Genomic DNA, 23,222 nt, shown 5'->3' with positions numbered 1-23,222 from the left:
GCTGTCGTTCAGGCTGCGCTTCCTGGATGCCCGCTGGGCGGTCGCGGAACGCGTCCTCGGCGGCCCGGCGGAGGCTCCTCCCCCGGAACGACGGGCGAGGAGCCGCCGAGGCCACACGCGACGCGCGGTGTCAACCCACCCGCCGGGGCGTCAGGTCCCCATCGCCCACGGCTCGCGATCGCCGCGGAGGCGGGCGGCGAGCGCCATCGCCTGCTCGTCGGTCAGGGTCGCGACGTAGTCGACCACACCGCGCCCCCGGCCGAGCCGCTGCAGCGCGGCCGGGTCGGAGGTCGGCCGGCCGCGCTCGTCCAACGGGAGCCAGTCGGGGTGGTCGGCGCGCAGGCGGAAGTAGCCGTCGGTCGCGAGCTCGATCAGGTCGAGCAGCTTCTGCGGAGCCCGCGAGCCGTCGCGCGGATCCTCGAGCCAGGCGTCGAGGTGGGTCACCAGCGTCTCGAGCACCTGCGACTGGCCGCGCTGGTAGGTGGCGAAGTCCGGCCGGTCGATCACGAAGCGCGTGTGCACGAACTTCAGCACGGCCACGTCGTGCCAGGCGTCGGGGAGGAGGGAGAGGTGGCCCGAGCGGACGTTCGGCTCGGCGAGCACCACCACGGAGCGCTGCAGGCGGCCGATCCAGGAGGAGACGAAGGCCTCGATCGCGCGCTCGGTACGCGTCGATCCGTCGAACGGGAGCGCGAGGAGCCCCTCGACCAGCTCGGTCGACACCCGCTCCACGGAGGCGCGGAAGTGCTCGTCGCTCGCGATCCACGGGTCGCGGGCCACGAGCCTCCGGCGGAGCATCTCGAGCGAGTGCCCGGGGGCGCGCGCCCACAGCTCCTCGGCGTCGAGGGCGGCGAGCGCGTTCTGCTCGCGGAGGAACGCGCGGAACTCCACGGCGACGGCCGCCTGCTGCAGCACTCCCGCGCGGTAGAAGTCGTCGAGGTCGTGCAGCGAGTAGGCGATGTCGTCGGCGACGTCCATCACCGAGCACTCGAGGGTCTGCTGCCAGGGGGCGATCGCGGCGAAGCCGGAGCGGGCGTCGAGCAGGTCGTCGAGGTCGAGGGTGTACGCCGAGAACTTCGGCGGAGCGGTCTCCCACCGGCTGGCGGTCGAGCCGCGGGGCAGCTCGGTCGGGTCGGCGGAGTCGATGCCGGGGCGGTGGACCGTCCGCCCCCACGGGTACTTGAGCACGGCGGCTCGGGAGGCGGCGGTGAGGTTCAGCCCCACCTCCACCGTCTCGCAGACGTCGAGCTCGGAGAGGATCCGGAACGACTGCGCGTTGCCCTCGAAGCCCTCCGCGAGCCCCAGCCGCTCGCGCGCGAGGCGGTCGAGCGCCTGCTCGCCGAGGTGGCCGAACGGAGGGTGGCCGAGGTCGTGCGCGCTGGCCGCGGCCTGCACGACCACCGGGTCGCAGCCGCCGAGCCGCTCGACCAGCTCGCGCTGGGCGGGATCGGTGGTGGTCAGCTGCATCGCGATCGCGCGGGCGACCGCGGTGACCTTGATCGAGTGCGTGAGCCGGTTGTGCACGACCTGGCCGACGCCCGAGGGCGAGATGACCTGGGTCACCGCGGAGAGGCGGGCGAAGTAGGGCGAGAAGCGGATCCGCTCCAGGTCGACGCGGTACTCGGGGTACTCCTCGCCGGTGGCGAACCGGTCGACGGGCTCGGGGATGCGCCGGTCGCGGCGGTGGTCGTGCGGGGCCGAGGCCCGCGGGGCCGTCGTCTCGGGGAGTGCCGGCTCGCTCATGGCTTCACCCTAATCAGGGGCGCGGGGGCGGAGGGACCGCGCCGCTCCGGCGGTCGGCGTCGCTCCTCCGGTCGGCGTCGCTCCTGCGGCGAGACACCGCGTCCGCCGGCGAGGCACCGCGGGGACGGCGGCGCCTCGGGGAGCGCACGAACACCTCGGCGGTCCGGTGGGCGAGGCCGGCGCCTCGGCGGACGCCGGGACGCCCCGCGGCAGCCCGGCCGACGGGCGAACAGAAGACGGGGGGCGCGGACTCCCGTCAGGCGGACTGCTCGCGCGGAGCGACGGCGAGGTGCACGGCCGCGGCGACGACCGCGCCGAGGACGTAGGCCGCGATGTCGAGCCAGGAGAAGGTGGTGCCGACGACGAGGCGGAGCGGCGCCCACAGCTCGACCAGGCGCGCTGCGACTCCGATCGCCTGCAGCTGCTCCATCGCGATCGACCAGGCCAACGCGATCCCGGCAGCCGTCACGCCCGGGATTCGCGGCAGGAGCACCGCGATCAGCAGCGCCACCAGCACGACGTAGGCCACTCCGCCGGCGAGGTCGGCGAGCAGCCCCGTGAGCACGAACCGCAGTGCCAGGCCCAGGCCGAGCACGGCGACGGCCGCGAGGGCGAAGCGGAACCGCGCCTTCACCGGGCACGCTCCTCGAGGGCGCGCTGGAGGCGCTCGAGAGCGAGGAGGAACGTGCGGTCGTCGGCCACGTGCCAGCCGAGGGCGGCCGGGGCGGCGACGACCAGGGGCACGAGGACGGTGCGCGGGCGCCGCCTCGCCGCACGCAGGACGGCGGAGGCGGGCGGCGGGGCGAGGACCGCCAGGACCAGCGCGCGGACCCGGTGGGCACCCGAGGGCGAGGTGCCGACGCCCACCGAGACGATCCGATCCCACTCGGCGATGCGCAGGGCGTCTGCGCGCTCGGCGGCGAGCTCGAGTCCGTCGCGGCCGACGGCCAGCACCGCGGCGGCGGCGGCCGGAGCGGCGGAGGCGGGTGCCGCGATCCGGCGCAGCGCCCGGGCGAGCTCGGGAGTGCGCAGGACGGCGAACCCCTCGGTGACCGCGGCGAGCGCCGCCAGCCGGCGCTGCCGCTCCGGGGCGGCCTGACGGACCCGGGCCCGGACGGCGGCCGGGGCGGGCAGGGGCGCGGCGAGCAGCGCCGTCGGCTCGAACCGCGTGCGCGGGGGCAGCGGGACCGCCGGCGGCGTGCGCGGCGGGGGCTCGCCCCAGTGCGGCGTCGATGCGGGATCCATGCGCCCCTCCCTCCTCGCGCGGCTCCGAGCCGCCCCTGAGATCATCCCTCCTCCGCCCTCCCGCCTTGCCGAGAGGGCTCGGCGGGCTTACCATGGAGTACCCCCCGGGGGTATGCCGCGACCGGCGTGCCGACCGGACGCCCACCGAGCCGATCGACCGGATCGGACCGGACGCACCACACAGGAGGACCCATGAGCACCAGGATCGACCTCGGCCTGACCGCGAGCGGATCGACGGGAGGGTGCGGCTGCGGCGGAGGCGGCGCCTGCGCGTGCGGCGGCCACGGCTCTGGCCGCTCCGATGGCGGCGACCCGGCGCAGGGCTCCCTGTCGGCCGCGTCCGTGCAGAGCTTCGGAGTCGCGGGCATGACCTGCGAGCACTGCGTCCGCAGCGTCACCGAGGAGCTCGCCGCCTACCCCGAGGTCTCGGCGGTCGACGTGTCCCTCGCCCCCGACGGGGTCTCGACCGTCACGGTCGGTTCCTCCCGGCCGCTCGGCCGCGAGGAGATCGCCGCCGCCGTCGCCGACGCGGGCTACCGCCTCGCTCCCCTGAGCTGACGTGGCCGAGACCACCGGCACCCCGCTCGAGCTCGCCATCGGAGGGATGACCTGCGCCTCCTGCGTCGCGCGGGTCGAGAAGCGCCTCGACGCGCTCCCCGGAGTCCACGCGACCGTCAACCTCGCCCTCGAGCGCGCGACGCTGACCCTCCCGCCCGGCACGACTCCCGCCGACGCGATCGCCGCCGTCGAGGCCGCGGGCTACAGCGCGACGGTCCCCTCCACCGGCGAGGCGGCTCCCGCGGAGGAGCAGGAGGAGCAGAGCGACGACGACCGGGAGCGGCGCGCCCTGCGCACCCGGCTCCGCGTCTCCGCCCTGCTCGCCGTGCCGGTGGTCCTGCTCTCGATGATCCCGCCGCTGCAGTTCGCGAACTGGCAGTGGCTGTGCCTCGCCCTCGCCTCACCGGTCGCGATCTGGGGCGCGCTGCCCTTCCACCGCAACGCCTGGCGGGCGCTGCGGCACGGCTCCACCACCATGGACACCCTGATCAGCCTCGGGGTCAGCGCCTCCTTCGCCTGGTCGGTCTGGGCTCTGTTCCTCGGCGACGCCGGGCGGCTCGGCATGAGCATGCCGTTCGAGCTGCTGGGCAGCCGCTCCGGCCACGACGAGATCTACCTCGAGGTCGCCGCCGCCGTCCCTGTCCTCGTGCTGGCCGGCCGCTACCTGGAGGCGCGGTCGAAGCGCGACGCCGGTGCGGCGCTCCGGGCGCTCCTCCGCCTCGGCGCGAAGGACGCCGTGCGCGTCGCCGCCGACGGACAGGAGGAGCGCGTGCCCGCGTCCTCGCTCGCCGTCGGCGACGTCCTCCGCGTGCGCCCCGGCGAGACCGTCGCCGCCGACGGCACCGTGCTCGAGGGCTCGAGCGCGATCGACGCGAGCATGCTCACCGGCGAGAGCGTGCCGGTCGAGGTCGGCCCCGGCTCGACCGTGACCGGCGGAGTGCTCAACGCCCACGGCCTGCTCACCGTCCGCGTCGACCGCGTCGGCTCCGAGACCACGCTCGCGCGGATGGGCCGCCTCGTCTCGGACGCGCAGGCCGGCAAGGCGCGCATCCAGCGGCTCGCCGACCGCGTCTCCTCCGTCTTCGTGCCGGTCGTGGTGGTGCTCGCCCTGGCCACCCTCGCCGGCTGGCTGATCGCCGGCGCCGACCTCGCCGCCGCCGTCTCTCCCGCCGTCGCCGTCCTCGTCGTCGCGTGCCCGTGCGCGCTGGGCCTGGCCACCCCGACCGCCGTCCTCGTCGGCACCGGCCGCGGCTCCCAGCTCGGGATCCTCCTCCGCGGGCCGGAGGTGCTCGAGGCCGGGCGCCGGATCGACACGGTCGTGCTCGACAAGACCGGCACGCTCACCACGGGCGCGTTCCAGGTCGTCGAGTCCAGCGACGACGAGAGCCTGCGGTTGCTCGCCGCCGTCGAGCGCGGGTCGGAGCATCCGCTCGCCGCAGCGATCGTGGCCGGGGCCGCGCACCTCGACGTCCCCGAGGCGACCGGATTCCGCTCCAGCACCGGGTTCGGCGTGCGCGCCCGGGTCGAGGGCCGCCTGGTCGTCGCCGGCCGGCTGCGCTGGCTGGAGGAGCAGTGGGGCTTCGCGCCGGGCGGTCTCGCCGAGCGCGCCGAGCGAGCGACCGCCGAGGGCGGCACCGTCGTCGGCGTCGGCTGGGAGGGGGCGCTGCGCGGCTTCGCGGTCCTCCGCGACGAGCCGAGGCCGGAGGCGTCCCGCACCGTCCGCGCCCTGCGCGAGCGGGGCCTGCGGGTGATGGTGCTGACCGGCGACAACCCGCGGGCGGCGCAGGCCGTCGCCTCGGCCGTCGGCATCGACGAGGTCGTCGCCGAGGTGCTGCCGGAGGAGAAGCTCGCCGTGATCGAGCGCCTCCGTGCGGAGGGCCGCCACGTCGCCTTCGTCGGCGACGGTGTGAACGACGCCGCCGCGCTGGCCGCCGCGGACGTGGGGATCGCGATGGGCGCCGGATCGGACGCGGCGATCGAGGCGAGCGACATCACCCTCGTCGGCGACGACCTCGGCCGAGTGCCCGACGCCCTGCGCCTCGGGCGCCGCACCCTCGCGGTCATCCGGGGCAACCTCTTCTGGGCCTTCGCCTACAACGTGGCCGCGATCCCGCTCGCGATGGCCGGACTCCTGGGGCCGCTCGTGGCCGGCGCCGCGATGGCGTTCTCGAGCGTCTTCGTCGTGCTGAACAGCCTGCGGCTGCGGTCGTTCCGCTGAGTCCCGGCGGGCCGTCCGGAGTTCCCTCGCGGAGCTCTTGACGGCCCGCCCGCAGGTGGCGAGGGTGAGCGCATGAGCCTCTTCATCACCTGCCCGGTCGACGACGTCGAGCGCGCCACCGCCTTCTACACCGCGCTCGGCTGGACCCTGAACGCCGAGATGTCCCGCGAGGACGTCTCCTGCTTCGCGATCGGTCCCGGCACGTCCGTCATGCTCGCGAGCCGCGCGATGTACGAGAGCGTCGGCGCCACCGAGGAGCTGATCGGCGCCCCCGGCACCCCCTCGAAGGTGACCGTCTCGTTCGACCTCGACAGCCGCGCGGCCGTCGACGAGCTCGTCGAGCGGGCCGCCGCCGCGGGCGGCCGGATCGGCGACACCGACGACTACCCCTTCATGTACCAGCGCCAGTTCGACGACCTCGACGGCTACCACTACTCCCCGTTCTGGATGAAGCCGGGCGGCGACGAGGCGGAGTGACGGGGCCGCGCGGACTCACTCCGCGTGCCGCAGGCGGTGCCGCCGGACCGCGGCCCGGTTCGCGCAGCGGACGGAGCAGTACCGCTGCCGGCCGTTCCGCGTCACGTCGACGACGACGTTCCTGCAGTGGTCGCCCGGCGCCCGACCGGCCTCGCACCGCAGGAGGCGGCTCATCCCCCGGGTCGTCAGGTGCAGCGCCGTGCCCACCGCGATGACGGCGTGGAGGACGTGCGCCAGGGACTGGTCCCGGTCGCGGTAGTGCAGGTGCCAGCCCTCGTCGTCGTGGTCGGTCAGGCGCGGATACGCGGCGATCGCGGCCATCTGGCGGTTCAGCGACGTCGCCCGGTCGCTCGGAGTCGGCGCGTCGACCACTTCCAGCCACTCGTCGATCACGTCGCGTGTCCGGGCGTGGTCGTCCGGGCCGGACTCGAAGGCCATCGTCATGCCGAACTCGCGCGTGCGCTCCTCGATGCCCTCGCGGTCGGACGGTCAGTCGTTCGCGAGGGAGGCGGCGAGCAGGACCGCGTACTCGCCGTAAGGGTTGAGCTGCATAAGACCATGACAGCACAGTGGCTCCCATGCGCACCTCCGCCCCCTCCCCGCACCCCTCCGAGCCGCTCGCTCCCGCCGTCGATCCGCACGAGCACGGCTGGACGACCGAGTCGGCCCACCGGACCAGCGAGGGCGTCGTCGTGTACGTCCGCTGCGTCGGCTGCGGGACGCGGCGCGTGGACGTGCGGACCGGGCACCAGGATCCCCCTGTCGCTCTCAGCCGCTTCCTGCCCGCCTCCGACGACCGCTCCCGCCGTGGAGCAGAGGGAGGATGAGGGCATGATCGCCGACCTGACCCTCCCCTGCGACGCCGGCCCCGGGGAGAGGAGCCTCCTCCTCCGCCGCGCGGTGCTCGACGACCTCCCCGCGCTCGTCCGGCTCCTCTCCGACGACCCGATCAGCGCCGGGCGCGGAGACGTCGCCGCCGAGGAGGACGAGGCCGCCTACGAGGCCGCCTTCCGGAGCATCGCGCAGGACCCGGGCAACGATCTCGTGGTCGCGATCGACCGCACCGGAGCCGTGGTGGGCACGCTGCAGCTGACCGTGATCCCCGGGATGGCGCGCCGCGGCAGCTCCCGCCTGCTCGTCGAAGCGGTCCGGGTGGCGAGCGCCGAGCGGTCGGCGGGGATCGGCACGGCCCTGATGCGCTGGGTGCTGGACGTCGCTGCGATCGAGCTCCGCACGCCGCTCGTCCAGCTGACCTCGGACGCCGCCCGCACCGACGCCCACCGCTTCTACCTGCGCCTGGGCTTCGTCGACTCGCACGTGGGCTTCAAGCGCCGCGTCGAGCTGCCGGGCTCGTAGCGGCGGTGCGGGCAGCCCGTCCGGACGCCTGATCGGCGTGTCCCCGCAAGCACGACCGGCGCAGGAGGGGACGCCCCGAGCGGAGGCCCGGACGGCACTGCTCGCCTCTCCCCGGCCGACGTGATTGGCTGGCCCGATGAGAACCGAGACCCGCCAGGGCGTCCCCCTCCTGCTCGTCGACGACGACGGAGGCGCGCTCTCGACCCCGGACGACGCGATCGCGCTCATCGGCGAGACCTACGGCGGCGATGTCGAGACGATCGTGGTGCCCGTCGGCCGGCTCGACCCCGAGTTCCTCCGCCTGCGCTCCGGCATCGCCGGCGAGTTCGTGCAGAAGTTCGTCTCGTACGGCAAGCGGCTGGTGATCCTCGGCGACGTCAGCGGACCGGTGGCGGAGTCGAGCGCGCTGCAGGCCTTCGTCGTCGAGTCGAACCGCGGCGACCACCTCTGGTTCGCCGCCGACCTCGAGGCGCTCGACGCCCGCCTCCGCAGCTCCGGGACCGCGAACGGGCCCGGTGCCGACGGCGGAGTGGAGCCGACGCCCGGCCCCGCCCGCTGATGCCCCTGCTCCAGCCCGGCCCCGACGGCTCTCCACCCGAGGTCGACGGTCCGGTCCGCCTCCTCCTGCTCGCCGACACGCACCTCCCGAAGCGGGCGAAGGCCCTCCCGGACGAGGTGTGGCGCGCGGTCGACGAGGCCGACCTGGTCGTGCACGCGGGCGACTGGGTCGACGAGGCGACACTGGACGCGCTGGAGGAGCGGGCGGCGCTCCTGCTGGCCGTGTGGGGCAACAACGATCCGGAGCCGCTGCGCGCCCGCCTGCCCGAGGTCGCGCGCGCCCGCGTCGCCGGCCTCGACGTCCGCGTGGTGCACGAGACCGGAGCGGCGACCGGCCGCGAGACCCGCGCCGACGCCGCCCATCCGGGTGCCGACGTGCTCGTCTTCGGGCACAGCCACATCCCCTGGGACACCGTCTCCCCGGCGGGTCTCCGCCTGCTCAATCCGGGCTCCCCGACGGATCGGAGGCGCCAGCCGGCCTGCACCTTCCTGACCGCCGTCGCCGACGACGGAGTGCTCCGCTACGTGCACCTGACCGCCCTGCCGCTCCGGGCACGAACCATTCCCGGCGGCGGCGCAAGGGGGTCACAGAGCATTTAGGTCGGCCTAAGCTCACCTGGATGAGCAGCTCACACGACCACCCCGACTCCGCGCACCTGCGCCCGGAGGGTCTCGACGACGCCACCGTGGCGGCGCTCGGGAAGCTCTCGGAGGCGCTCGAGACGGTCGAGCACGCCCGCGGTCTGCTCTACGGCTTCCACCGGCTCACCGGCGCAGCCGACCTCGCTCTGGGCGAGGCCGTCGACGCGCTGCGCGAGGCCGGCCACGCCGCGACCGCCGAGCGGATCGAGGCCGAGCTCGTCGGCCGCAACGTCATCGAGGGGCGCTGGACCTTCCAGATCGTCGAGGACTACGACGACACCTACTACGCCGCGTTCCGGGAGCAGGAGCGCGCCGCGCGCGACGAGCTCGCCGGCGGACGCCGCCACCTCTTCGAGTCCGAGATGAAGGAGGACCGCCGCTCCGGCGGCCGCCGCCACCACGAGTCGCGCCCGGAGGCGGGCTCGTGAACGCCGTCATCCGGATGCACGCCTCGTCGCTGCGGGTCAAGGCGGTCACGCCGGGCCGCGGCGGACGCGGCACGCCTCCCGAGCCCGAGGCGACGATGCGTCGCACCACGCTCAGCATCGACGGCCGTCGCTTCCTCCTCGCCGTCTCCCTCGACACCGAGGAGCTCGAGAAGCGCCTGGTCGAGGCCGTGCGCAACCGCGGCGACATGGTGAGCTTCACGGTCGCCGGCGAGCGCGAGGTCTGCGTGCTGGTCTCCCCGGGCGTCGCGGTCATCCTCGAGCACGAGGACGTCCCGGTCGAGGATCCGGACGCCGAGGACGCGCCGATCCTGTACGACGACGTCGAGTACCTGACCTGATCCGTCGGCGGCCGGTCCCGGCCGCCGGTCCGGGCGCGGCTCTCGACTCGGGTCGTCCACCCGCTCAGACCGCTCCGGTGCTCGCCCACAGGTGGAACGCCGCGTGCGCCCGGTGCGGCCGCCACGCCTGCGACGCCGCCTCCGCCTCCGCCGTGCTCACCCGGCCGAGCGCCTTCCGCAGCACCAGGTCGCCGGCGGGGAAGGCGTCCGGATCGCCGAGGAACCGGAGCGCGAGGTAGTCGGCCGTCCACGGCCCGATGCCCGGGATCGCGAGGAGCGCGCGCCGCTGCTCCGGCAGGTCGCCCGCGCGGTCGAGCACGGGTCCGGCGGCGAAGGCCTCGGCGACGGCCCGGACCGTCCGCGCCCGGGCGTTGGTGATCCCGATCGCCGAGCGCAGCGCCTCGAACTCCGGCGCGAGCAGGGCGGCGGGTGCCGGGAACGCCAGCAGACCGCGCTCCCCCGGGGCGCCGAAGGCCGCGGCGGTCCGTCCGCCGAAGGTCCGGGCCGCGGCGACGGACACCTGCTGGCCGAGGACCGCCATCACCGCCGCCTCGAACGCCTCCGGGTACTGCGTCGCGCGCAGCCCCGGTCGGGCCGCGATGGAGCGGGCGAGCAGCGGGTCCCGCGAGAGCTCGGCGCCGATCGCCACCACGTCGGAGTCGAGGTCGAACCAGGCACGGACGACCGCGGCCGCCGGCGTCAGCACGTCCGGCTCCGCCTCCACCCGCAGCCCGGTCTCCGTCACCTCGAGCACGATCGGCCGCGGCGCCCCGTCGAGGGTGAGCAGGCGCTCCAGGCGCCGGCCGTCGGCCGAGACCCGCTCCACTCCGGGGAGGGCGTGGTTGCGGAGGAGGCTCGCGGCGCCGGCGGAGTCGAAGGGCCCGAGGGCCGGCAGGTCGAGGGAGGACGTCTCGTTCAGGGGAGCAGGACCGTCTTGCCGCGCGCGCGGCCCGACTCGACGAGGGCGAGCGCGGCGGCCGCCTCGGTCAGCGGGAAGGAGGGCCCGAGCACGACCTCGAGCTCCCCGCGACCGGCGCGGTCGAGCAGGCCCGGCCGGGCGGCGTCGCGGAGCGCGGTGCCGGGATCGGCTCCCGGTCCGCCGCCGAGCATCAGGATCCCGCCGAGGCGGGCGGCGTGCTCGAAGCCGGCCACAGTGGCGATGCGCGAGCGGTCGGCGACGAGAGCCACCGAGGCGTCCAGCGCCTCGTCGGTGCCCGCCGTGTCCAGCGCGACGTCGACGCCGCCGGGGGCCAGGGCGCGCACGCGCTCCTCCAGCCCGGCGCCGTAGCGGACCGGCTCCGCGCCGAAGCGGCGGACGACCTCCTCGCCGCGCTCGCTCGTGGTGCCCAGCACCCGTGCTCCGCGGGCGACCGCGAGCTGCACCGCGAGCGAGCCGACGGCCCCGCTCGCCCCGTGCACCAGGACGGTGTCCCCGGAGGAGACGCGGGTGGCCTCGACGAGGTGCTCGGCGGTCGTCCCGGCCAGCAGCAGGCCCGCGGCCGCCGCCCAGCCGAGCCCGGCGGGCTTGGGCAGGACCGCGCTCGCGGGCGCGACCAGCTCGGCGGAGTAGCCGCCGGAGACCCGGAACGCCACGACCTCGTCGCCCACCCGGATCGGGCCGAGCGGCCCCTCGGCCCCCTCGCCGACCGCGGTCACGACTCCGGAGACCTCGCTGCCCGGCCGGACCGGCACCCGTCCGCGCCCGAACATCCCGCGCAGGAGCTTCGCGTCGGCCGGGTTCACGCCCGCTGCGCGCACCGCGATCCGCACCCTGCCGGGCGCCGGCTCCCCCGGATCGACCTCGACGGCGCGCAGCGCCTCCGGCCCGTCGAATCCCTCGGCCTGCATCGCGACGACCATGCGTCCGCCTCCCGTTCCCGGGCGCCCGCGCACCCGAGCGCGACGCTAGCAGCAGCGTCCGACCCCCGGACCCCCTGCGGAGAGCGCGGCAGCCGACCGAGAACGCCCGTTCTGGTACCGCCTACCATGGAGGGATGTCCCCGATCCTCGACGAGCGCCCTCCCCGCGAGGCGATCCTCGCGGCCGCCGACCGGCTCTACTACGAGCGCGGCATCCAGTCCGTGGGGATGGACGAGCTCCGCACGGCCGCGGGCGTCTCGTTGAAGCGCCTCTACTCGGAGTTCCCGAGCAAGGAGTCGGTGGTGGTCGCCGTCCTGCACGGCCGGCACGAGCAGTGGACCCTCGGCGTGACCACCCGGGTCGCCGCGGCGGACGGACCTCGCGGCAAGCTGCTCGCGATCTACGACTTCCTCTTCGACTGGTTCTCCGAGGACTCGTTCCGCGGCTGCGGCTTCATCAACGCCTTCGGGGAGCTCGGCTCGTCGAACCCGATGGTCGCCGAGATGGCGCGCGACCACAAGGAGACGTTCCAGCGCTTCCTCGCGACCCTCGCTGAGGAGGCGGGTGGCGGCGCCGAGCTCGCCGCGCAGCTCGCGATCCTCGCCGAGGGCGCCCAGACCACCGCGGCCATCGCCGGAACCCCGGAGGCCGCCCTGCACGCGCGTCGCGCCGCCGAGATCCTCATCGACGCGGAGACGCGCCCCGTCTGAGGCACGCCGCGCGCGGGATCAGGCCTCGCCGCCCCCGGGCGGGCCGACCACCAGCAGCGCCGCGAAGACCACGGCGACCAGAGCCAGGACCAGCGCCCCGGCGAGCACGGGCCGCGCGAGCGCCCAGCGGAGGAGCCGGCTCGTCACGCGCCGGTCGCGCGGGTCGTCCGTCGCGTGCGTCCGCCACGGGCCCTCCAGCAGGCCGCGGCGCTCGAAGCCGCGCTCCAGCGGGACCGTCGCGTAGGGCACGACCGCGCTGACGACCGCGAGCGCCGTCGCGCCCGCCGACCACCGCTGGTTGACCGCGAGCACCAGGGCCGCGGCTCCGTAGGCGAGGAACGCGAACCCGTGGATCGGCCCGGCGACGCTCACCGGCCAGTCGCCGGCTCCGGCCGCGTACTTCAGCAGCATCCCGACGATCAGGAGAGTCCAGGTCACCGCCTCGACGATCGACAGCAGGCGGAAGAGGCGGCGCGGGCTCATGGGATCGGCTCCGTTCGGTCCGCGGCGACGCGGCTCGGGGTCGGTCGAGGGTCGCCCGGAGCCTACGGGAGCACGCTCGCGAGGAACCTGAGCGGACGAGGACCGCTCGGGGCGCTCAGCCCAGCCAGCCGGTGAGCGAGAGGGCCGTCACCGCGCCGACCAGGCCCGCGGCGACGAGGGCGACCGTGCCCGTGACTCCGCTGCGGGAGGGGGCTGCGGCGGGGCCGCCGGCCAGGCGCGCCCAGAGCCGGCGTGCCACCTCCTCGGCGGAGGGGCGGTCGGCCGGATCGAGAGCGGTCATCGCGGTCAGCAGCTCGCGCCACTCCGCCGGGACCGTCTCCGGGACGACGGGCGCGTGGTGGAGGCGCTGGATCGAGATCTCGAGCGTCGTGCCGGTGTAGGCCCTGCGGCCCGAGACGGCCTCGAGCAGGACCAGCCCGAGCGAGTAGACGTCGGACGCCGGTCCGACCGGGCCGGAGCCGAGGCTCTCGGGGCTGAGGTACGCGGCGGTGCCCACCAGCACGTCGGAGCGGGTGAGCCGGGCGTCGTCGACCGAGCGGGCGATCCCGAAGTCGCTGAGCTTGGCCTCGTGCGCGGAGAAGCCGGATGCGGTGGCGCGCGAGCGGACGAGGACGTTCTCTGGCTTCACGTCGCGGTGGAGGACGCCCTGCGCGTGCAGGTGCGCGAGAGCATCGGCCACCTGAGCGCCGACCTCCGCGACGAGCCGCTCATCGCCGGAGCCGAACCAGTCGGCCGCCGGGTCGCTGCGGTCGAAGTACTCGAGGACGAGGAACGCGAGGTCGCCCTCCTCGCCGGGGATCTCGCCCTGGTCGAGGACGTCCACCACGGAGGCGTGACGCGAGTCGATCAGGAAGCGGATCTCGCGCTCGCGACGCGCCCGCTCGTTGGGGGTGTCCGGGACGTCGCGGTGGACCTTGACCGCGACCTGGCGGGCGAGGCGGAGGTCGCGGGCGCGGTAGACGACGGCGCTGCCGCCCTCCCCCACCCGCTCGAGCACGAGGTAGCGACCGGCCAGGGTGGAGCCGACCAGCGGATCCACGACGTCGGCCAGGAGCGGCTGCAGGCGGTCGAGTTCGTCCAGCACGGGCAGCTCCCTTCGCGAATGAGTCACTAGCTCGTCTAACTAGTAGTCCCTTCGTAGTGGTCGCCGCCCTTCCAGGCAAGCACCTCGGGGGAGGTTGGCTTGTCTAGATGTTCTTGCTACGAGACTGTCTAGACTGTTCGGCATGGATGAGGTCACGCTGAAGCGACCCGGGGCCTTCTGGTTCTCGGGTGAGGCGACCGAGCCCGGAGCGGTGGAGGTCCTCGCCGCGATGCGCGCCTTCCGCACGGCGGAGGCCGCGATGCGCCGACGGACCCGCGGATCCATGGGCATGGGCGAGAACGACCTGCTGGCCGTGCAGTTCCTCATGCGCCGCCAGCAGAAGGGCGTGCACGTCAGCCCGAAGGACCTGGCCTCCTACCTCGGCATCTCCTCCGCCTCCACGACCGTGCTGATCGACCGGCTGGTCAAGAGCGGGCACGTGGTCAGGGAGCCGCACCCGAGCGACCGCCGGGCCATCCGCATCGTCGCCACCCCCACCTCCCACCGCGAGGTGCGCGAGACGCTCGACGAGATGCACCGCCGCATGCTCGAGGCGGCCGAGACGCTCAACCCCTCCGAGGCCGGGACCGTCATCCGCTTCCTGCAGACGATGCGCGACATCGTCGAGCGCCCGGCCGACTCCGAGACGGTCGACGCCGCCCAGGAGCTCGCGGGCGAGCCGATCGGCGAGTACGCCGACGGCGTGCTGGAGCAGCGCCGCGCCTGACCGGCGTCCCCGCGGCCGTGGCCGCGCGTCCCCAGGAGTTCACTCCGAGGGTCTTCTGCCGCGCCCCGGATCCGTCGGAGAATCGAGTCGTCCGGCGGCGATGGACAGAAAACGCACTCCGCGACGTAAGTAGCTAGCTCAACTAGTAGGAAGTCTTTCTAGCGATATAGAGTGACGGACGTCAGCCACTCGCACGTCAGATCGGAGCACACCATGGGCAACATCCTGTACGGCACTCCCCCCGCCGCCATCGAGGTCGAGGACCGCGCCCTCGCCCATCTCCAGATCGTCATCATCAACAAGTTCCGCCGCGACGAGCGCTTCCTGCTCACCCTCGACGCGAGCCCCCAGGCCGGCACCGGCCGCCGCGGCGTGTGGATGCACCCGACCATCCCGATCCAGTTCGAGTTCAAGGGCAGCCGCCAGCCCACGATCAACCCGGAGTGGGTCGAGGCCCTCATGGAGCGCGCCAACAGCGGCGCCGGCCTCCGCATCGTGCCCGAGCCGACGAGCAACGCCGCCGTCCCGCTGCGCCGCGCCGAGCCCGCCGCCTGACCCTCCGCGCCGGAGCCGCTCCCGATCAGGCTCCGCCGCCGCACACCGACACGACCCGCCTTCCCGCCCGGGAGGCGGGTTCCATCGTCTCCGGGCCTGAGAACCCCGGGAGCGCGCTCGCAAGTGGTTGACATTCCGCGCCACGGTCAGGGTCGCAGTCCTACACTGCTCCTGCGGCACGGGGTCGTTCCGGCGGGCTCGTCCCTGCTGTCGCACGCATGACCGGCCGCCGGCCGCTCGGGCCCCCCTCTCGAGCGACCGGCGGACGGCTGCGCGGCGCACCCGAAGCGCCGTCCGCGAGGTCCGCCGGAACCAGGAGCGGCCAGATGACCCACGGAACGAACAGCCTCACCACCACCGTCGACGAGGTGCGCCCGGGCGACCTCTTCTGCGCCGTCGTCGCCCACGAGACCGAGCAGTGGCGCGTCGTCGCCGTCCTCGGCATCCGCGTCCTCGCCGAGCGGGTCTCCGGAGGAGACCGCCGCAGCTTCACCCTCCGCTTCGTGCGCCACCAGCTCTCGCCGGACGTGCTCATCGCGAGGGGCGTCGCAGCGAACCGCTAGGGGATCAGGCGCTCCGCGCGGTAGCGGTCGAAGAGCGCCGTGAACGAGTCGACCGTCCGGTGGAACGCCGTGAAGCCGGCGAGGCGGGACTTGCCGATGTCGGTGACGACCTCGAGGTTCCGGCCGAGGTCGGCGTCCGTGTGCCACCAGGAGGCGACGCGGGAGAGGTCGGGCTCGATCAGCCCGTGCTCGTCGACGAGACGCCGCCAGACGGGCTCGGCATCGGCCATCTGCTGCTCGAGCGGCTGCGGCTCCTCCCGCGGGCCGACCGGCTCGACGCCGAAGTGCTCCGCGATCCGGGTCCACATCCAGCGCCAGCGGAAGACGTCGCCGTTGACCACGTTGAAGGCCTGGTCACGGCCCGCCTCCGACGTCGACGCCCAGAGCATCTGCTCGGCGAGGATCGTCGCGTCGGTCATGTCGGTGAGTCCGTTCCACTGCGTGAGCGAGCCGGGGAACACGAACGGGGTGCCCTCGGCACGGTGGATCGACGCCGCGACCGCGAGGGTCAGCCCCATGTTCATCGCGTTGCCGACGGCGTGCCCGATGACCGTGTGCGAACGGTGCACCGACCAGGTGAACCCGGCGCGCCCGGCCGCGGCGAAGAGCTCGTCCTCCTGCGCGTAGTAGAAGTTCGGGGCGTCGAGGCGCTCCTCCTCCTCGTGGAACGGGGTGTCGGGCATCGCGCCCTGCCCGTACGCCTCGAACGGGCCGAGGTAGTGCTTGAGGCCGGTCACCAGCGCGACGTGCTCGACGGGAGCGTGCGCGAGCGCGGCGAGGAGGTCGCGGACCATGCCGCCGTTGACCGCGATGTTCTCCTCCTCCGTCGCCTGGCGCGACCAGGCGGTGAAGAAGACGTGCGTGGGGCGCTGGTCGGCGAGAACGCGGGCCAGGTCCTCGGCGGAGCGCAGGTCGGCGGCGAGCGGAGTGACGCCGGGGAGCGCGTCGATCGGGCGGCGCGAGAGGGCGGTCACCGGCCACCCCTGCTCGGTGAGCAGGTCGACGAGGGCGGAGCCGCCGATGCCCGTCGCACCGACGACGAGGGCGCTGCGGGGGTCGGACGGGGGGACGGGAGTGGTGGAGGACATCCCCTGGGCCAACAGCCCCGGGGGCGAGGCATTCCCCGATCCGGGCGTCACGGAGGGACACCGGAGGTCACGGAGGGACACCGGAGGTCACGGAGGGACACCGGGCGTCACGGGCGGACCGCGGACCGGGCTCCTCCCCTACCGTCGAGCACGAGCCGCCCGGGGTGGGCGCAGCGGAACAGGAGCCGACGATGACCGCGACCGACGTGCGGGCCGTGCCCGAGGTGGACTACGAGGAGCTGGCGGGGCGGTTCCGGCCGCTGTTCGCCGAGATCGCGGCGGGGGCGGCGGCGCGGGAGAGCGCGCGCGAGCTGCCGGTCGCGCAGATCCGAGCGCTGGCGGAGGCCGGGTTCGGCGCGGTGCGCGTGCCGCTGGAGTCCGGCGGGGCCGGCGCGAGCCTCCCCCAGCTGTTCCGCCTGCTGACGGAGCTGGCCGCCGCCGATTCCAACCTCCCGCAGGCGCTCCGCGGCCACTTCGCCCTGGTCGAGGACCGGCTGCTCGCGACCGACGGGACCCGCGAGCGCTGGCTCCGGCGCTTCGCCGACGGCGAGCTCGGCGGCAACGCCTGGACCGAGGTCGGCACGGTCGCGATCGGCGACGTGCAGACGAAGGTCGCTCCGGTCGAGGGCGACCCGACGCGGTTCACGGTGACCGGCACGAAGTACTACTCCACCGGCAGCGTCTTCGCCGACTGGATCGACACCTTCGCCCAGCGCACCGACACCGGGCAGAAGGTGATCGCGATCGTCGACGCTCGCCAGGCGGGCGTCGAGCACGCCGACGACTGGGACGGCTTCGGCCAGCGCACCACGGGCTCGGGGACGAGCACCTTCACGGAGGCGGTGGTCGCGGCCGAGGACGTGATCGACTTCGAGACCCGGTTCCACTACCAGACGGCGTTCTACCAGGCGGTGCTGCTGGCCGTGCTGGCGGGCTCGATCGCGGGGGCCGAGCGCGAGATCGCGGCCGAAGTGCGGGCGCGGACCCGGATCTTCTCGCACGGCAACGCCGAGTCGTTCGCGGCGGATCCGCAGATCCTGCAGGTGGTGGGGCAGGTCTCGGCCGCCGCCTACGCGGGAGCGGCGATCGTGGAGCGCGCGGCGGTCGCGCTGCAGCGGGCGCACGACGCGGCCGTCGACGGCGACCCGCTCGAGGACGAGCGGCAGAACGACCTCGCCGAGCTCGAGACGGCGCAGGCCCAGATCGTCCTGACACAGCTGGCCACCCGGGCGACCTCCGACCTCTTCGACGCGCTGGGCGCCTCCGGGGTGAGCACCCGCAAGAACCTCGACCGGCACTGGCGCAATGCGCGCACGGCCGCGAGCCACAATCCGTGGGTGTTCAAGGCGCGGATCGTCGGCGACCACGCGGTCAACGGCACCGTGCCGCCGCGGGTCTGGGCGATCGGCGCGGGGCCGAAGCGGTAGTCGCCTCGGCGCCGGCCGGGGGCGGTGGACAGCCGGCGAGAGCGGAGGAGAGGATCGAGGGGGCGGCGACGCGGCCGCCGCGGACGAGGGGGCTCGCGATGATCCGGACGACGACCGCGAGGGGCGCCGGTGCGCTGCTCGCCTGCGGGGCGGGGCTGCTCGCGCTGAGCGGCTGCACGGGAAGCGCCGACGAGGGGACGGCCCCGACGACCGCTCCACCGCTGATCTCGAGCGCTCCGACGCCGAGCAGTGCCGTGCCGACCGCGAGCGCCGGCAGCGCGACTCCGCTGCCCACCGCGACCCCGGCCACCGCCCTGCTCCCCTGCGAGGACCTGCTCACCGCCGAGGAGGAGGCGTCGCTCGCCGAGGACGGTCTCGCCCTCTCACCCGAGGCGACGGTCTACGACGTCGACTACCCCGTCGTGCAGGAGATCGCCGAGGACGGGGTGCTCTGCCGGTGGAGCGGCCAGGGCGACGTGTCGGTCGTGGTCGGGCAGCTGGCGGTCCCGGACGCGGAGTGGCCGGATCGGAGCGCCGCGCTCCTCGCGAACGGGTTCACCGCCGACGACACCGCGGCGCCGGGCTTCCTGGACGGGCCCGACGGACCGGACGAGAGCTACCCCGGCCGCGGCGTCCTCCACCGCGACGGCGTCCTCTACTACGTGAGCTACTCCGGGATCGTCGGCTCGATCGTGCCGCTCTCCGACTGAGGCGGCGGATCGAGAGCCCAGGGCGGGCGCCCAAGGTCGGCGCTGCTCCCCGTCGTCAGCTGCTCGCCGTGGTGGTCGAACGACGGCGGGACTCCCGCCTCGGCGCACTCACGGCCGATCAGGTCCATGGCGTTCCAGAAGTACTCGCTCGCTCGTCGATCCCCGGAGATCGCGGAGAGCAGATTGCTCGTGGCGAGACGAGCAGCGTCGGACGCGATCGAGTTCGAGGAGCTCTCGTCGAAGCCCTCGAGGGCTTCGCGAAACGGTGGACGCAGAACGGGATCGAGTTCCGGCGCGTAGTCGTTCCACGCGCGCTCGAGCGGGACGCAGGGAGCAGCCTCCTGATCGCCTCCCGGCTCGGTGCAGCCCGCGAGGAGCAGCACGGATACGAGTACCGCCGATGAGGCGGTCGTGCGATCCACCATCGTTCATCGCTCGATGTACATCGTCCCCGTCGTGACCCAGACCGCGCAGGCCTTCTTGCGATATTCCGGGGCACTGGTCTCGACGATGTGATCGCAGATCGAGACGCCGGTGTACCACTTCACGCACCCCCCTTGAAACTCGTACTCGCAGTTCTTGTTCGGCTGAATCGGAGCGGCCGAGGCCACCTGCGCCCCGAGAACCGACGTCAGCGCCGGCGCGACGACAGCGAGACCGGACCCGAACCACAGAGAACTCTTCATGACGTCTCCTCATTCGCCGGCAGATCCATCGGGTCCTGGGACCGTATCCATCGCGGAGAGGGTGTCGGACGGTCGGCGCGAACTCGACACTTCGAGGCGCGGGCCGGGCCCTCGAGAAGGGGTAGCGTCGACAGGTGCGATTCCCGTGGCGTTCCCGAGACAGCGAGCGACTGCCGCGGGACGTGCTCGTGCTGGGGGTCGTCGCCTTCTTCGTGATGCTGGGGTTCGGCGTCGTCGTGCCGGTGCTGCCGACCTACGTGCGCAGCTTCGGCGTCGACTACACGGCGGTCGGCGCGGTCGTCTCGGCGTTCGCGCTGATGCGGCTGGTCGCGAATCCGTTCGTGGGGCCGCTCGTCGACCGGTTCGGCGAGCGGGTCGTGCTCGCCGTCGGCATCGGCATCGTCGCGCTCTCCTCGGCGCTGGTCGGCTTCGCCTCCGACTACCCGCACCTCCTCCTGCTGCGCGGAGTCGGCGGCATCGGCTCCGCGATGTTCTCCGTCGCGGCGATGACGCTCCTCCTGCGCACCGCGAGCCCGGAGCGGCGCGGCCGCTCGATCGGCTTCTACCAGGGCGGTTTCCTGCTCGGCGGCATGGCGGGCCCCGCGGTGGGCGGCGTGCTCACGGCGATCTCGCTCACCGCCCCCTTCTTCTTCTACGCCGGCACGCTCGCGATCGCGGGGCTCGTCGGGCTGATCCTGCTGCAGCGGCCGGAGCGCGACGCGGCACCGTCCGCCGCGGCGAGGACGAAGCCCCTGCGCGAGGTCGCCCGCGACCGCCGGTACCAGAGCGCGGTGCTGGCGAACTTCGCCCTCGGCTGGTCGGCGATGGGAGTCCGCGCGACGCTCGTCCCCGTGCTCGTCGTCGAGGGGCTCGGCGGGCAGCCCGCCTGGACCGGCATCGCGTTCGCGATCGCCGCGGTGGTGCAGACGATCGCGCTAGCGCCCGCCGGCCGCTTCGTCGACACGGTCGGTCGGCGCCCGGCGCTGATCGGCGGATTCTCCGTCGCGGCGGTGGCGATGCTGGCGATGCCGTTCGTCTCGGAGCTGTGGCTGCTCGTCGTGCTGCTCTGCGTCTACGGAGCGGCGGCCGCCTTCATGGGCACGGCCCCGGGTGCGCTGGTCGGTGACGCCGCGGGCGAGCGCGGCGGCAAGCCGGTCTCGGTGTTCCAGGCCGCGTCCGACCTGGGCGGCGTGATCGGGCCGCTGCTCGCAGGCGCTCTCGCCGACGCCGCATCGCCGACCGCGGCCTTCGCCTCCGCCTTCGTGCTGCTGGCGGCGAGCGCGCTGCTCGGCCTGCGGATCCCGCGCTCGCGGATCGCCTAGCTGTTCCGCCCGCGGGCGTCGACGGGCCAGACGGCGCCGCCGCCGTCGCGGAGGAGGACGCGGTACTCGTCGGCCAGGTTCACCGCGACGCAGACGTGGTTCGGCGCGATCCGCACCCGCGTCCCCACGGGCAGGTCGACACCGGTGATCGTCGCATGGTGCTCCGAGAGCACCGGGATGCGCGCCTCCGGGTGCTCCGGGAGGCGGCCGAAGCCGCTCGAGGCCGCGCCACGATCGGAGGAGAGCACCTTGCTGCCCGCGTCGGCGATCAGGTGGTCGCCGCGGCGGGACACGATCGTGGCGAGGACGGTGACGGCGATGTCCTCGGGCGTCATCGTGCCGATCTCCCACTGCTGGGCGTCGCCGAGGGCCGAGACCCCGGGGCGCAGCTCCGTGAGCACCGAGGAGTCGGCGAACGCGGCCGAGGGGGTCGAGCCTCCGCTGACCACGCGGGCCTCGACTCCGGACGCCGCGAGCGACGCGACCGCCTCGGCGAGCGCGCGCGCCTCGTCGCGGGCGGCCGCCGCTCCGTTTCCGGCCGCGTAGCTGTGGCCGGGGAAGGTGAAGACGCCGGCGACGTCGAGCCCGGCCGAGACGGCGGCCGCGGCGATCGCGCCGGCCTCGGCGGGGAGCACGCCGCTGCGGTGGTGGCCGGAGTCGATCTCGACGACGACCTCGAGCCCCTCACGCTCGGGCAGGGCCGCGGCCAGGCGCTCGGCCGACTCCGCCGAGTCGACGCCGACCCGCACACGGGCGCTCGCGAGGACGTGGCGGAGCCGCCCGGCGCGCTCGGCGTCGACCCAGAGCGGGTAGGCGATGAAGAGGTCGCGGATCCCTCCCGCGGCGAAGACCTCGGCCTCCGAGACGGTCGCGACGGTGAGGCCGACGGCCCCCGCGGCGAGCTGGCGCCGGGCGATCTCGAGCGACTTGTGCGTCTTCGCGTGGGGGCGGAGCGCCAGGCCCCGCTCGCGGGAAGCCGCGGCGACGGCGGCGATGTCGCGGTCGAGTACCGCCTCGTCGAGCACCAGCGCAGGAGTGGCGAGAGCGTCGAGCACGGCGGAGCGGGCGGAGGAGTCGGCGGCGGCGGTATCGACGGTCACGCGCCGAGCCTAGGCCGCACCACCGGCCCGCGTCCGGCCGTCAGGGCGGCCTCGCGCCGGTCCGCCGCCGGTCATCGCGCCCCGAGGAAGGCCCCGCGGAGGGATCCCGTCGAGCACGACACCGCGTCGACCTCGGAGGCGGCCTCGCCGCACCGACACCGTCTTCCGGATCGCCCACCTCTCCGCCGGGACGCTCGCGACGACGCTCCTGGGCTTCGGCGTCGTCGGGCAGAGCCCTCTCGTCCACTGACCGTTCATCCGCCGCGGGATGCGGGGAGGACCCCGGCGCTGCCAGGCTGAGCGGATGACTCCGCAGTCCTCCCGCCTCCGGCCCTTCGGCCCGTCCGGCGCCACCGTCACCCGGCTGACCCTCGGCACCTCCTGGCGCCCCGAGCGCGTCGCCGACCTCGACCGGGTGCCGGCCCTCGAGCGCGTCCTCGACTCCGACGCCGCCACCCGCGCCGTCTCCGTCGTCGACACGTCCAACGAGTACGCCGGCGGCCACAGCGAGCGCCTGATCGGCGAGGCCCTGCTGGCCCGCGGCGGCGTCCCCGAGGGGATCACCGTGGTCACCAAGCTCGACCGCGACCCGAGCACCGGCAGCTACTCGGCCGAGCGGATGCGCCGCAGCCTCGACGAGAGCCGCGAGCGCCTCGGTATGGACGTCCTCCCCCTGCTCTACCTGCACGACCCGGAGCGCATCTCGTACGACGAGGCCTTCGCCGAGGACGGCCCGGTCCGCGCGCTCGTCGCGATGAAGGAGGCGGGCGTCGCCCTCTCGATCGGGATCTCGGGCGGACCCGCGCCGATGCTGCGCCACTACGTCGACACCGGCCTCTTCGACGCCGTGATCACCCACAACCGCTTCACGCTGGTCGACCGCTCCTCCGAGGAGCTGATCGACGCGTCCGTCGACCGCGGCGTGATCGTGGTCAACGCGGCGGTCTACGGCGGAGGCGCCCTCGCGCGCTGGCCGGAGCCGGTCGCCTCCTACGCCTACCGGCCGGCGCCGCGCGAGATCGTCGACGCCGTCGCGGCGATGGGAGCGGCCTGCGACCGGGCGGGCGTGCCGCTCGCCGCCGCCGCGCTGCAGTTCTCGACGCGCGACCCCCGCGTGACGACGACGGTCGTCGGCGCCACCTCCGCCGAGCACTACGACTCCTTCGTGGCCGACGACGCGCTCGAGATCCCCGACGCGCTGTTCGAGGAGCTGGAGTCGCTCGCTCCGCCGAGCACCGTCTGGCAGGACGCGCCCGGGGCGACCTGGCCGCGCTGATCCGGGCATAGCCGGGCTCTCCTCCC

At 74.5% G+C, this 23,222-nt stretch carries 29 protein-coding genes; 17 read left to right on the top strand and 12 right to left on the bottom strand.

Going from position 1 to position 23,222, the window contains the following annotated elements; translation table 11 throughout:
* Positions 1–150 precede the first annotated feature (150 nt).
* The 3 genes from C5D09_RS02790 to C5D09_RS17360 form a co-directional block, all read right to left on the bottom strand.
* The gene (locus tag C5D09_RS02790; RefSeq protein ID WP_104268561.1) at positions 151–1,743 is read right to left on the bottom strand and encodes a deoxyguanosinetriphosphate triphosphohydrolase family protein; all 1,593 of its coding nucleotides are present in this window, start codon (positions 1,741–1,743) and stop codon (positions 151–153) included.
* Positions 1,744–1,999: 256 nt separating this feature from the next.
* Positions 2,000–2,377, bottom strand: a complete 378-nt coding sequence (locus C5D09_RS17365; protein WP_104262387.1) for a DUF2809 domain-containing protein — start codon at positions 2,375–2,377, stop codon at positions 2,000–2,002.
* Positions 2,374–2,988, bottom strand: a complete 615-nt coding sequence (locus C5D09_RS17360; RefSeq protein WP_181135000.1) for a hypothetical protein — start codon at positions 2,986–2,988, stop codon at positions 2,374–2,376. Before C5D09_RS17360 ends, C5D09_RS17365 begins: the two co-directional genes overlap by 4 nt.
* A gap of 192 nt (positions 2,989–3,180) precedes the next feature.
* On the opposite strand from C5D09_RS17360, the gene C5D09_RS17785 reads away from it, so the two are divergent.
* The 3 genes from C5D09_RS17785 to C5D09_RS02770 all read left to right on the top strand — a co-directional run bounded on the left by C5D09_RS17785 (position 3,181) and on the right by C5D09_RS02770 (position 6,241).
* Positions 3,181–3,546, top strand: a complete 366-nt coding sequence (locus tag C5D09_RS17785; protein ID WP_104268560.1) for a heavy-metal-associated domain-containing protein — start codon at positions 3,181–3,183, stop codon at positions 3,544–3,546.
* Between the two features lies 1 nt (position 3,547).
* Positions 3,548–5,764: a cation-translocating P-type ATPase gene (locus C5D09_RS02775; RefSeq protein WP_258066892.1), complete on the top strand. Its 2,217-nt coding sequence runs from the start codon at positions 3,548–3,550 to the stop codon at positions 5,762–5,764.
* 72 nt (positions 5,765–5,836) lie between these two features.
* On the top strand, positions 5,837–6,241 hold the full coding sequence (locus C5D09_RS02770; RefSeq protein ID WP_104261051.1) for a VOC family protein: 405 nt from the start codon (positions 5,837–5,839) through the stop codon (positions 6,239–6,241).
* A 15-nt stretch (positions 6,242–6,256) separates the two neighbouring features.
* Here C5D09_RS02770 and C5D09_RS02765 read toward each other — a convergent pair whose 3' ends face one another.
* Positions 6,257–6,712, bottom strand: a complete 456-nt coding sequence (locus tag C5D09_RS02765) for a CGNR zinc finger domain-containing protein (protein ID WP_258066901.1) — start codon at positions 6,710–6,712, stop codon at positions 6,257–6,259.
* Positions 6,713–6,819: 107 nt separating this feature from the next.
* On the opposite strand from C5D09_RS02765, the gene C5D09_RS02760 reads away from it, so the two are divergent.
* The 6 genes from C5D09_RS02760 (at position 6,820) to C5D09_RS02735 (ending at position 9,584) form a co-directional block, all read left to right on the top strand.
* Positions 6,820–7,068 carry a hypothetical protein gene (locus tag C5D09_RS02760; RefSeq protein WP_104268559.1) on the top strand — a complete coding sequence of 83 codons (249 nt, stop codon included), beginning with the start codon at positions 6,820–6,822 and terminating at the stop codon, positions 7,066–7,068.
* 4 nt (positions 7,069–7,072) lie between these two features.
* Entirely contained in the window at positions 7,073–7,597 is a 525-nt protein-coding gene (locus C5D09_RS02755; RefSeq protein ID WP_104268558.1) for a GNAT family N-acetyltransferase, read from the top strand.
* Between the two features lie 136 nt (positions 7,598–7,733).
* A complete protein-coding gene (locus C5D09_RS02750) occupies positions 7,734–8,156 on the top strand; it encodes a DUF4180 domain-containing protein (RefSeq protein WP_104261048.1) in 423 nt (140 codons plus the stop codon).
* Positions 8,156–8,755 carry a metallophosphoesterase gene (locus C5D09_RS02745; protein WP_104268557.1) on the top strand — a complete coding sequence of 200 codons (600 nt, stop codon included), beginning with the start codon at positions 8,156–8,158 and terminating at the stop codon, positions 8,753–8,755. The genes C5D09_RS02750 and C5D09_RS02745 overlap by 1 nt, the downstream gene beginning before the upstream one ends.
* 20 nt (positions 8,756–8,775) lie before the next feature.
* Positions 8,776–9,225: a hypothetical protein gene (locus C5D09_RS02740; RefSeq protein ID WP_104224173.1), complete on the top strand. Its 450-nt coding sequence runs from the start codon at positions 8,776–8,778 to the stop codon at positions 9,223–9,225.
* On the top strand, positions 9,222–9,584 hold the full coding sequence (locus C5D09_RS02735) for a hypothetical protein (RefSeq protein ID WP_104224172.1): 363 nt from the start codon (positions 9,222–9,224) through the stop codon (positions 9,582–9,584). Before C5D09_RS02740 ends, C5D09_RS02735 begins: the two co-directional genes overlap by 4 nt.
* A 64-nt stretch (positions 9,585–9,648) precedes the next feature.
* Here the strand turns inward: C5D09_RS02735 and C5D09_RS02730 are convergent, their stop codons facing one another.
* A complete protein-coding gene (locus C5D09_RS02730) occupies positions 9,649–10,479 on the bottom strand; it encodes a DNA-3-methyladenine glycosylase (RefSeq protein ID WP_258065813.1) in 831 nt (276 codons plus the stop codon).
* Between the two features lie 20 nt (positions 10,480–10,499).
* Entirely contained in the window at positions 10,500–11,444 is a 945-nt protein-coding gene (locus C5D09_RS02725; RefSeq protein ID WP_258066627.1) for an NADP-dependent oxidoreductase, read from the bottom strand.
* A 134-nt stretch (positions 11,445–11,578) separates the two neighbouring features.
* On the opposite strand from C5D09_RS02725, the gene C5D09_RS02720 reads away from it, so the two are divergent.
* On the top strand, positions 11,579–12,154 hold the full coding sequence (locus C5D09_RS02720) for a TetR/AcrR family transcriptional regulator (protein WP_104224170.1): 576 nt from the start codon (positions 11,579–11,581) through the stop codon (positions 12,152–12,154).
* 18 nt (positions 12,155–12,172) lie between these two features.
* Here the strand turns inward: C5D09_RS02720 and C5D09_RS02715 are convergent, their stop codons facing one another.
* Positions 12,173–12,637, bottom strand: a complete 465-nt coding sequence (locus tag C5D09_RS02715; RefSeq protein WP_104225947.1) for a DUF3817 domain-containing protein — start codon at positions 12,635–12,637, stop codon at positions 12,173–12,175.
* 115 nt (positions 12,638–12,752) lie between these two features.
* Positions 12,753–13,742, bottom strand: a complete 990-nt coding sequence (locus C5D09_RS02710) for a serine/threonine-protein kinase (RefSeq protein WP_181132665.1) — start codon at positions 13,740–13,742, stop codon at positions 12,753–12,755.
* Positions 13,743–13,884: 142 nt separating this feature from the next.
* Between C5D09_RS02710 and C5D09_RS02705 the strand changes: the two genes are divergently transcribed.
* From C5D09_RS02705 to C5D09_RS02695, 3 genes are all read left to right on the top strand, one after another.
* A complete protein-coding gene (locus C5D09_RS02705; protein WP_104224167.1) occupies positions 13,885–14,469 on the top strand; it encodes a MarR family winged helix-turn-helix transcriptional regulator in 585 nt (194 codons plus the stop codon).
* Positions 14,470–14,682: 213 nt separating this feature from the next.
* The gene (locus C5D09_RS02700; protein WP_104224199.1) at positions 14,683–15,024 is read left to right on the top strand and encodes an ATP-dependent DNA ligase; all 342 of its coding nucleotides are present in this window, start codon (positions 14,683–14,685) and stop codon (positions 15,022–15,024) included.
* A gap of 326 nt (positions 15,025–15,350) precedes the next feature.
* Entirely contained in the window at positions 15,351–15,587 is a 237-nt protein-coding gene (locus tag C5D09_RS02695) for a hypothetical protein (RefSeq protein WP_104268555.1), read from the top strand.
* On the opposite strand, the gene C5D09_RS02690 is transcribed toward C5D09_RS02695, so the two are convergent.
* The gene (locus tag C5D09_RS02690) at positions 15,584–16,675 is read right to left on the bottom strand and encodes an SDR family oxidoreductase (protein ID WP_104268554.1); all 1,092 of its coding nucleotides are present in this window, start codon (positions 16,673–16,675) and stop codon (positions 15,584–15,586) included. The genes C5D09_RS02695 and C5D09_RS02690 overlap by 4 nt on opposite strands.
* A 191-nt stretch (positions 16,676–16,866) precedes the next feature.
* On the opposite strand from C5D09_RS02690, the gene C5D09_RS02685 reads away from it, so the two are divergent.
* Entirely contained in the window at positions 16,867–18,102 is a 1,236-nt protein-coding gene (locus C5D09_RS02685) for an acyl-CoA dehydrogenase family protein (protein ID WP_104268553.1), read from the top strand.
* A gap of 98 nt (positions 18,103–18,200) precedes the next feature.
* Positions 18,201–18,812, top strand: coding sequence for a hypothetical protein (locus C5D09_RS02675; protein WP_146085598.1), 612 nt, complete (start codon positions 18,201–18,203; stop codon positions 18,810–18,812).
* On the opposite strand, the gene C5D09_RS02670 is transcribed toward C5D09_RS02675, so the two are convergent.
* Both C5D09_RS02670 and C5D09_RS02665 read right to left on the bottom strand, forming a co-directional pair.
* A complete protein-coding gene (locus tag C5D09_RS02670; protein WP_146085597.1) occupies positions 18,770–19,237 on the bottom strand; it encodes a hypothetical protein in 468 nt (155 codons plus the stop codon). The genes C5D09_RS02675 and C5D09_RS02670 overlap by 43 nt on opposite strands.
* 3 nt (positions 19,238–19,240) lie before the next feature.
* Positions 19,241–19,498 (bottom strand): hypothetical protein, encoded by a 258-nt coding sequence (locus C5D09_RS02665; protein ID WP_104268549.1) that lies wholly within the window; start codon positions 19,496–19,498, stop codon positions 19,241–19,243.
* Positions 19,499–19,632: 134 nt separating this feature from the next.
* On the opposite strand from C5D09_RS02665, the gene C5D09_RS02660 reads away from it, so the two are divergent.
* Positions 19,633–20,820, top strand: a complete 1,188-nt coding sequence (locus C5D09_RS02660; protein WP_244229579.1) for an MFS transporter — start codon at positions 19,633–19,635, stop codon at positions 20,818–20,820.
* On the opposite strand, the gene C5D09_RS02655 is transcribed toward C5D09_RS02660, so the two are convergent.
* The gene (locus C5D09_RS02655; protein WP_258065966.1) at positions 20,817–21,920 is read right to left on the bottom strand and encodes an alanine racemase; all 1,104 of its coding nucleotides are present in this window, start codon (positions 21,918–21,920) and stop codon (positions 20,817–20,819) included. The genes C5D09_RS02660 and C5D09_RS02655 overlap by 4 nt on opposite strands.
* A 304-nt stretch (positions 21,921–22,224) precedes the next feature.
* Here C5D09_RS02655 and C5D09_RS02650 point away from each other — a divergent pair, with 304 nt between their 5' ends.
* On the top strand, positions 22,225–23,196 hold the full coding sequence (locus C5D09_RS02650) for an aldo/keto reductase (RefSeq protein ID WP_181134999.1): 972 nt from the start codon (positions 22,225–22,227) through the stop codon (positions 23,194–23,196).
* The last annotated feature ends 26 nt before the right edge of the window (positions 23,197–23,222 follow it).

It is taken from the genome of Rathayibacter sp. AY1C9, from assembly GCF_002932315.1.
Taxonomy (GTDB): domain Bacteria; phylum Actinomycetota; class Actinomycetes; order Actinomycetales; family Microbacteriaceae; genus Rathayibacter.
This window is presented reverse-complemented; position numbering and strand designations above follow the sequence as displayed.

What these genes read in the sequence shown, in the direction of transcription:
- C5D09_RS02675 (WP_146085598.1), top strand. Translation starts at nt 18,201, where the DNA reads ATGATCCGGACGACGACCGCGAGGGGCGCCGGTGCGCTGCTCGCCTGC.
- C5D09_RS17360 (WP_181135000.1), bottom strand. Translation starts at nt 2,988, where the DNA reads ATGGATCCCGCATCGACGCCGCACTGGGGCGAGCCCCCGCCGCGCACG.
- C5D09_RS02790 (WP_104268561.1), bottom strand. Translation starts at nt 1,743, where the DNA reads ATGAGCGAGCCGGCACTCCCCGAGACGACGGCCCCGCGGGCCTCGGCC.
- C5D09_RS02685 (WP_104268553.1), top strand. Translation starts at nt 16,867, where the DNA reads ATGACCGCGACCGACGTGCGGGCCGTGCCCGAGGTGGACTACGAGGAG.
- C5D09_RS02690 (WP_104268554.1), bottom strand. Translation starts at nt 16,675, where the DNA reads ATGTCCTCCACCACTCCCGTCCCCCCGTCCGACCCCCGCAGCGCCCTC.
- C5D09_RS02670 (WP_146085597.1), bottom strand. Translation starts at nt 19,237, where the DNA reads ATGGTGGATCGCACGACCGCCTCATCGGCGGTACTCGTATCCGTGCTG.
- C5D09_RS02700 (WP_104224199.1), top strand. Translation starts at nt 14,683, where the DNA reads ATGGGCAACATCCTGTACGGCACTCCCCCCGCCGCCATCGAGGTCGAG.
- C5D09_RS02740 (WP_104224173.1), top strand. Translation starts at nt 8,776, where the DNA reads ATGAGCAGCTCACACGACCACCCCGACTCCGCGCACCTGCGCCCGGAG.
- C5D09_RS02770 (WP_104261051.1), top strand. Translation starts at nt 5,837, where the DNA reads ATGAGCCTCTTCATCACCTGCCCGGTCGACGACGTCGAGCGCGCCACC.
- C5D09_RS02695 (WP_104268555.1), top strand. Translation starts at nt 15,351, where the DNA reads ATGACCCACGGAACGAACAGCCTCACCACCACCGTCGACGAGGTGCGC.
- C5D09_RS02725 (WP_258066627.1), bottom strand. Translation starts at nt 11,444, where the DNA reads ATGGTCGTCGCGATGCAGGCCGAGGGATTCGACGGGCCGGAGGCGCTG.
- C5D09_RS02665 (WP_104268549.1), bottom strand. Translation starts at nt 19,498, where the DNA reads ATGAAGAGTTCTCTGTGGTTCGGGTCCGGTCTCGCTGTCGTCGCGCCG.
- C5D09_RS02720 (WP_104224170.1), top strand. Translation starts at nt 11,579, where the DNA reads ATGTCCCCGATCCTCGACGAGCGCCCTCCCCGCGAGGCGATCCTCGCG.
- C5D09_RS02760 (WP_104268559.1), top strand. Translation starts at nt 6,820, where the DNA reads ATGCGCACCTCCGCCCCCTCCCCGCACCCCTCCGAGCCGCTCGCTCCC.
- C5D09_RS02745 (WP_104268557.1), top strand. Translation starts at nt 8,156, where the DNA reads ATGCCCCTGCTCCAGCCCGGCCCCGACGGCTCTCCACCCGAGGTCGAC.
- C5D09_RS02750 (WP_104261048.1), top strand. Translation starts at nt 7,734, where the DNA reads ATGAGAACCGAGACCCGCCAGGGCGTCCCCCTCCTGCTCGTCGACGAC.
- C5D09_RS02715 (WP_104225947.1), bottom strand. Translation starts at nt 12,637, where the DNA reads ATGAGCCCGCGCCGCCTCTTCCGCCTGCTGTCGATCGTCGAGGCGGTG.
- C5D09_RS02650 (WP_181134999.1), top strand. Translation starts at nt 22,225, where the DNA reads ATGACTCCGCAGTCCTCCCGCCTCCGGCCCTTCGGCCCGTCCGGCGCC.
- C5D09_RS17785 (WP_104268560.1), top strand. Translation starts at nt 3,181, where the DNA reads ATGAGCACCAGGATCGACCTCGGCCTGACCGCGAGCGGATCGACGGGA.
- C5D09_RS02705 (WP_104224167.1), top strand. Translation starts at nt 13,885, where the DNA reads ATGGATGAGGTCACGCTGAAGCGACCCGGGGCCTTCTGGTTCTCGGGT.
- C5D09_RS02755 (WP_104268558.1), top strand. Translation starts at nt 7,073, where the DNA reads ATGATCGCCGACCTGACCCTCCCCTGCGACGCCGGCCCCGGGGAGAGG.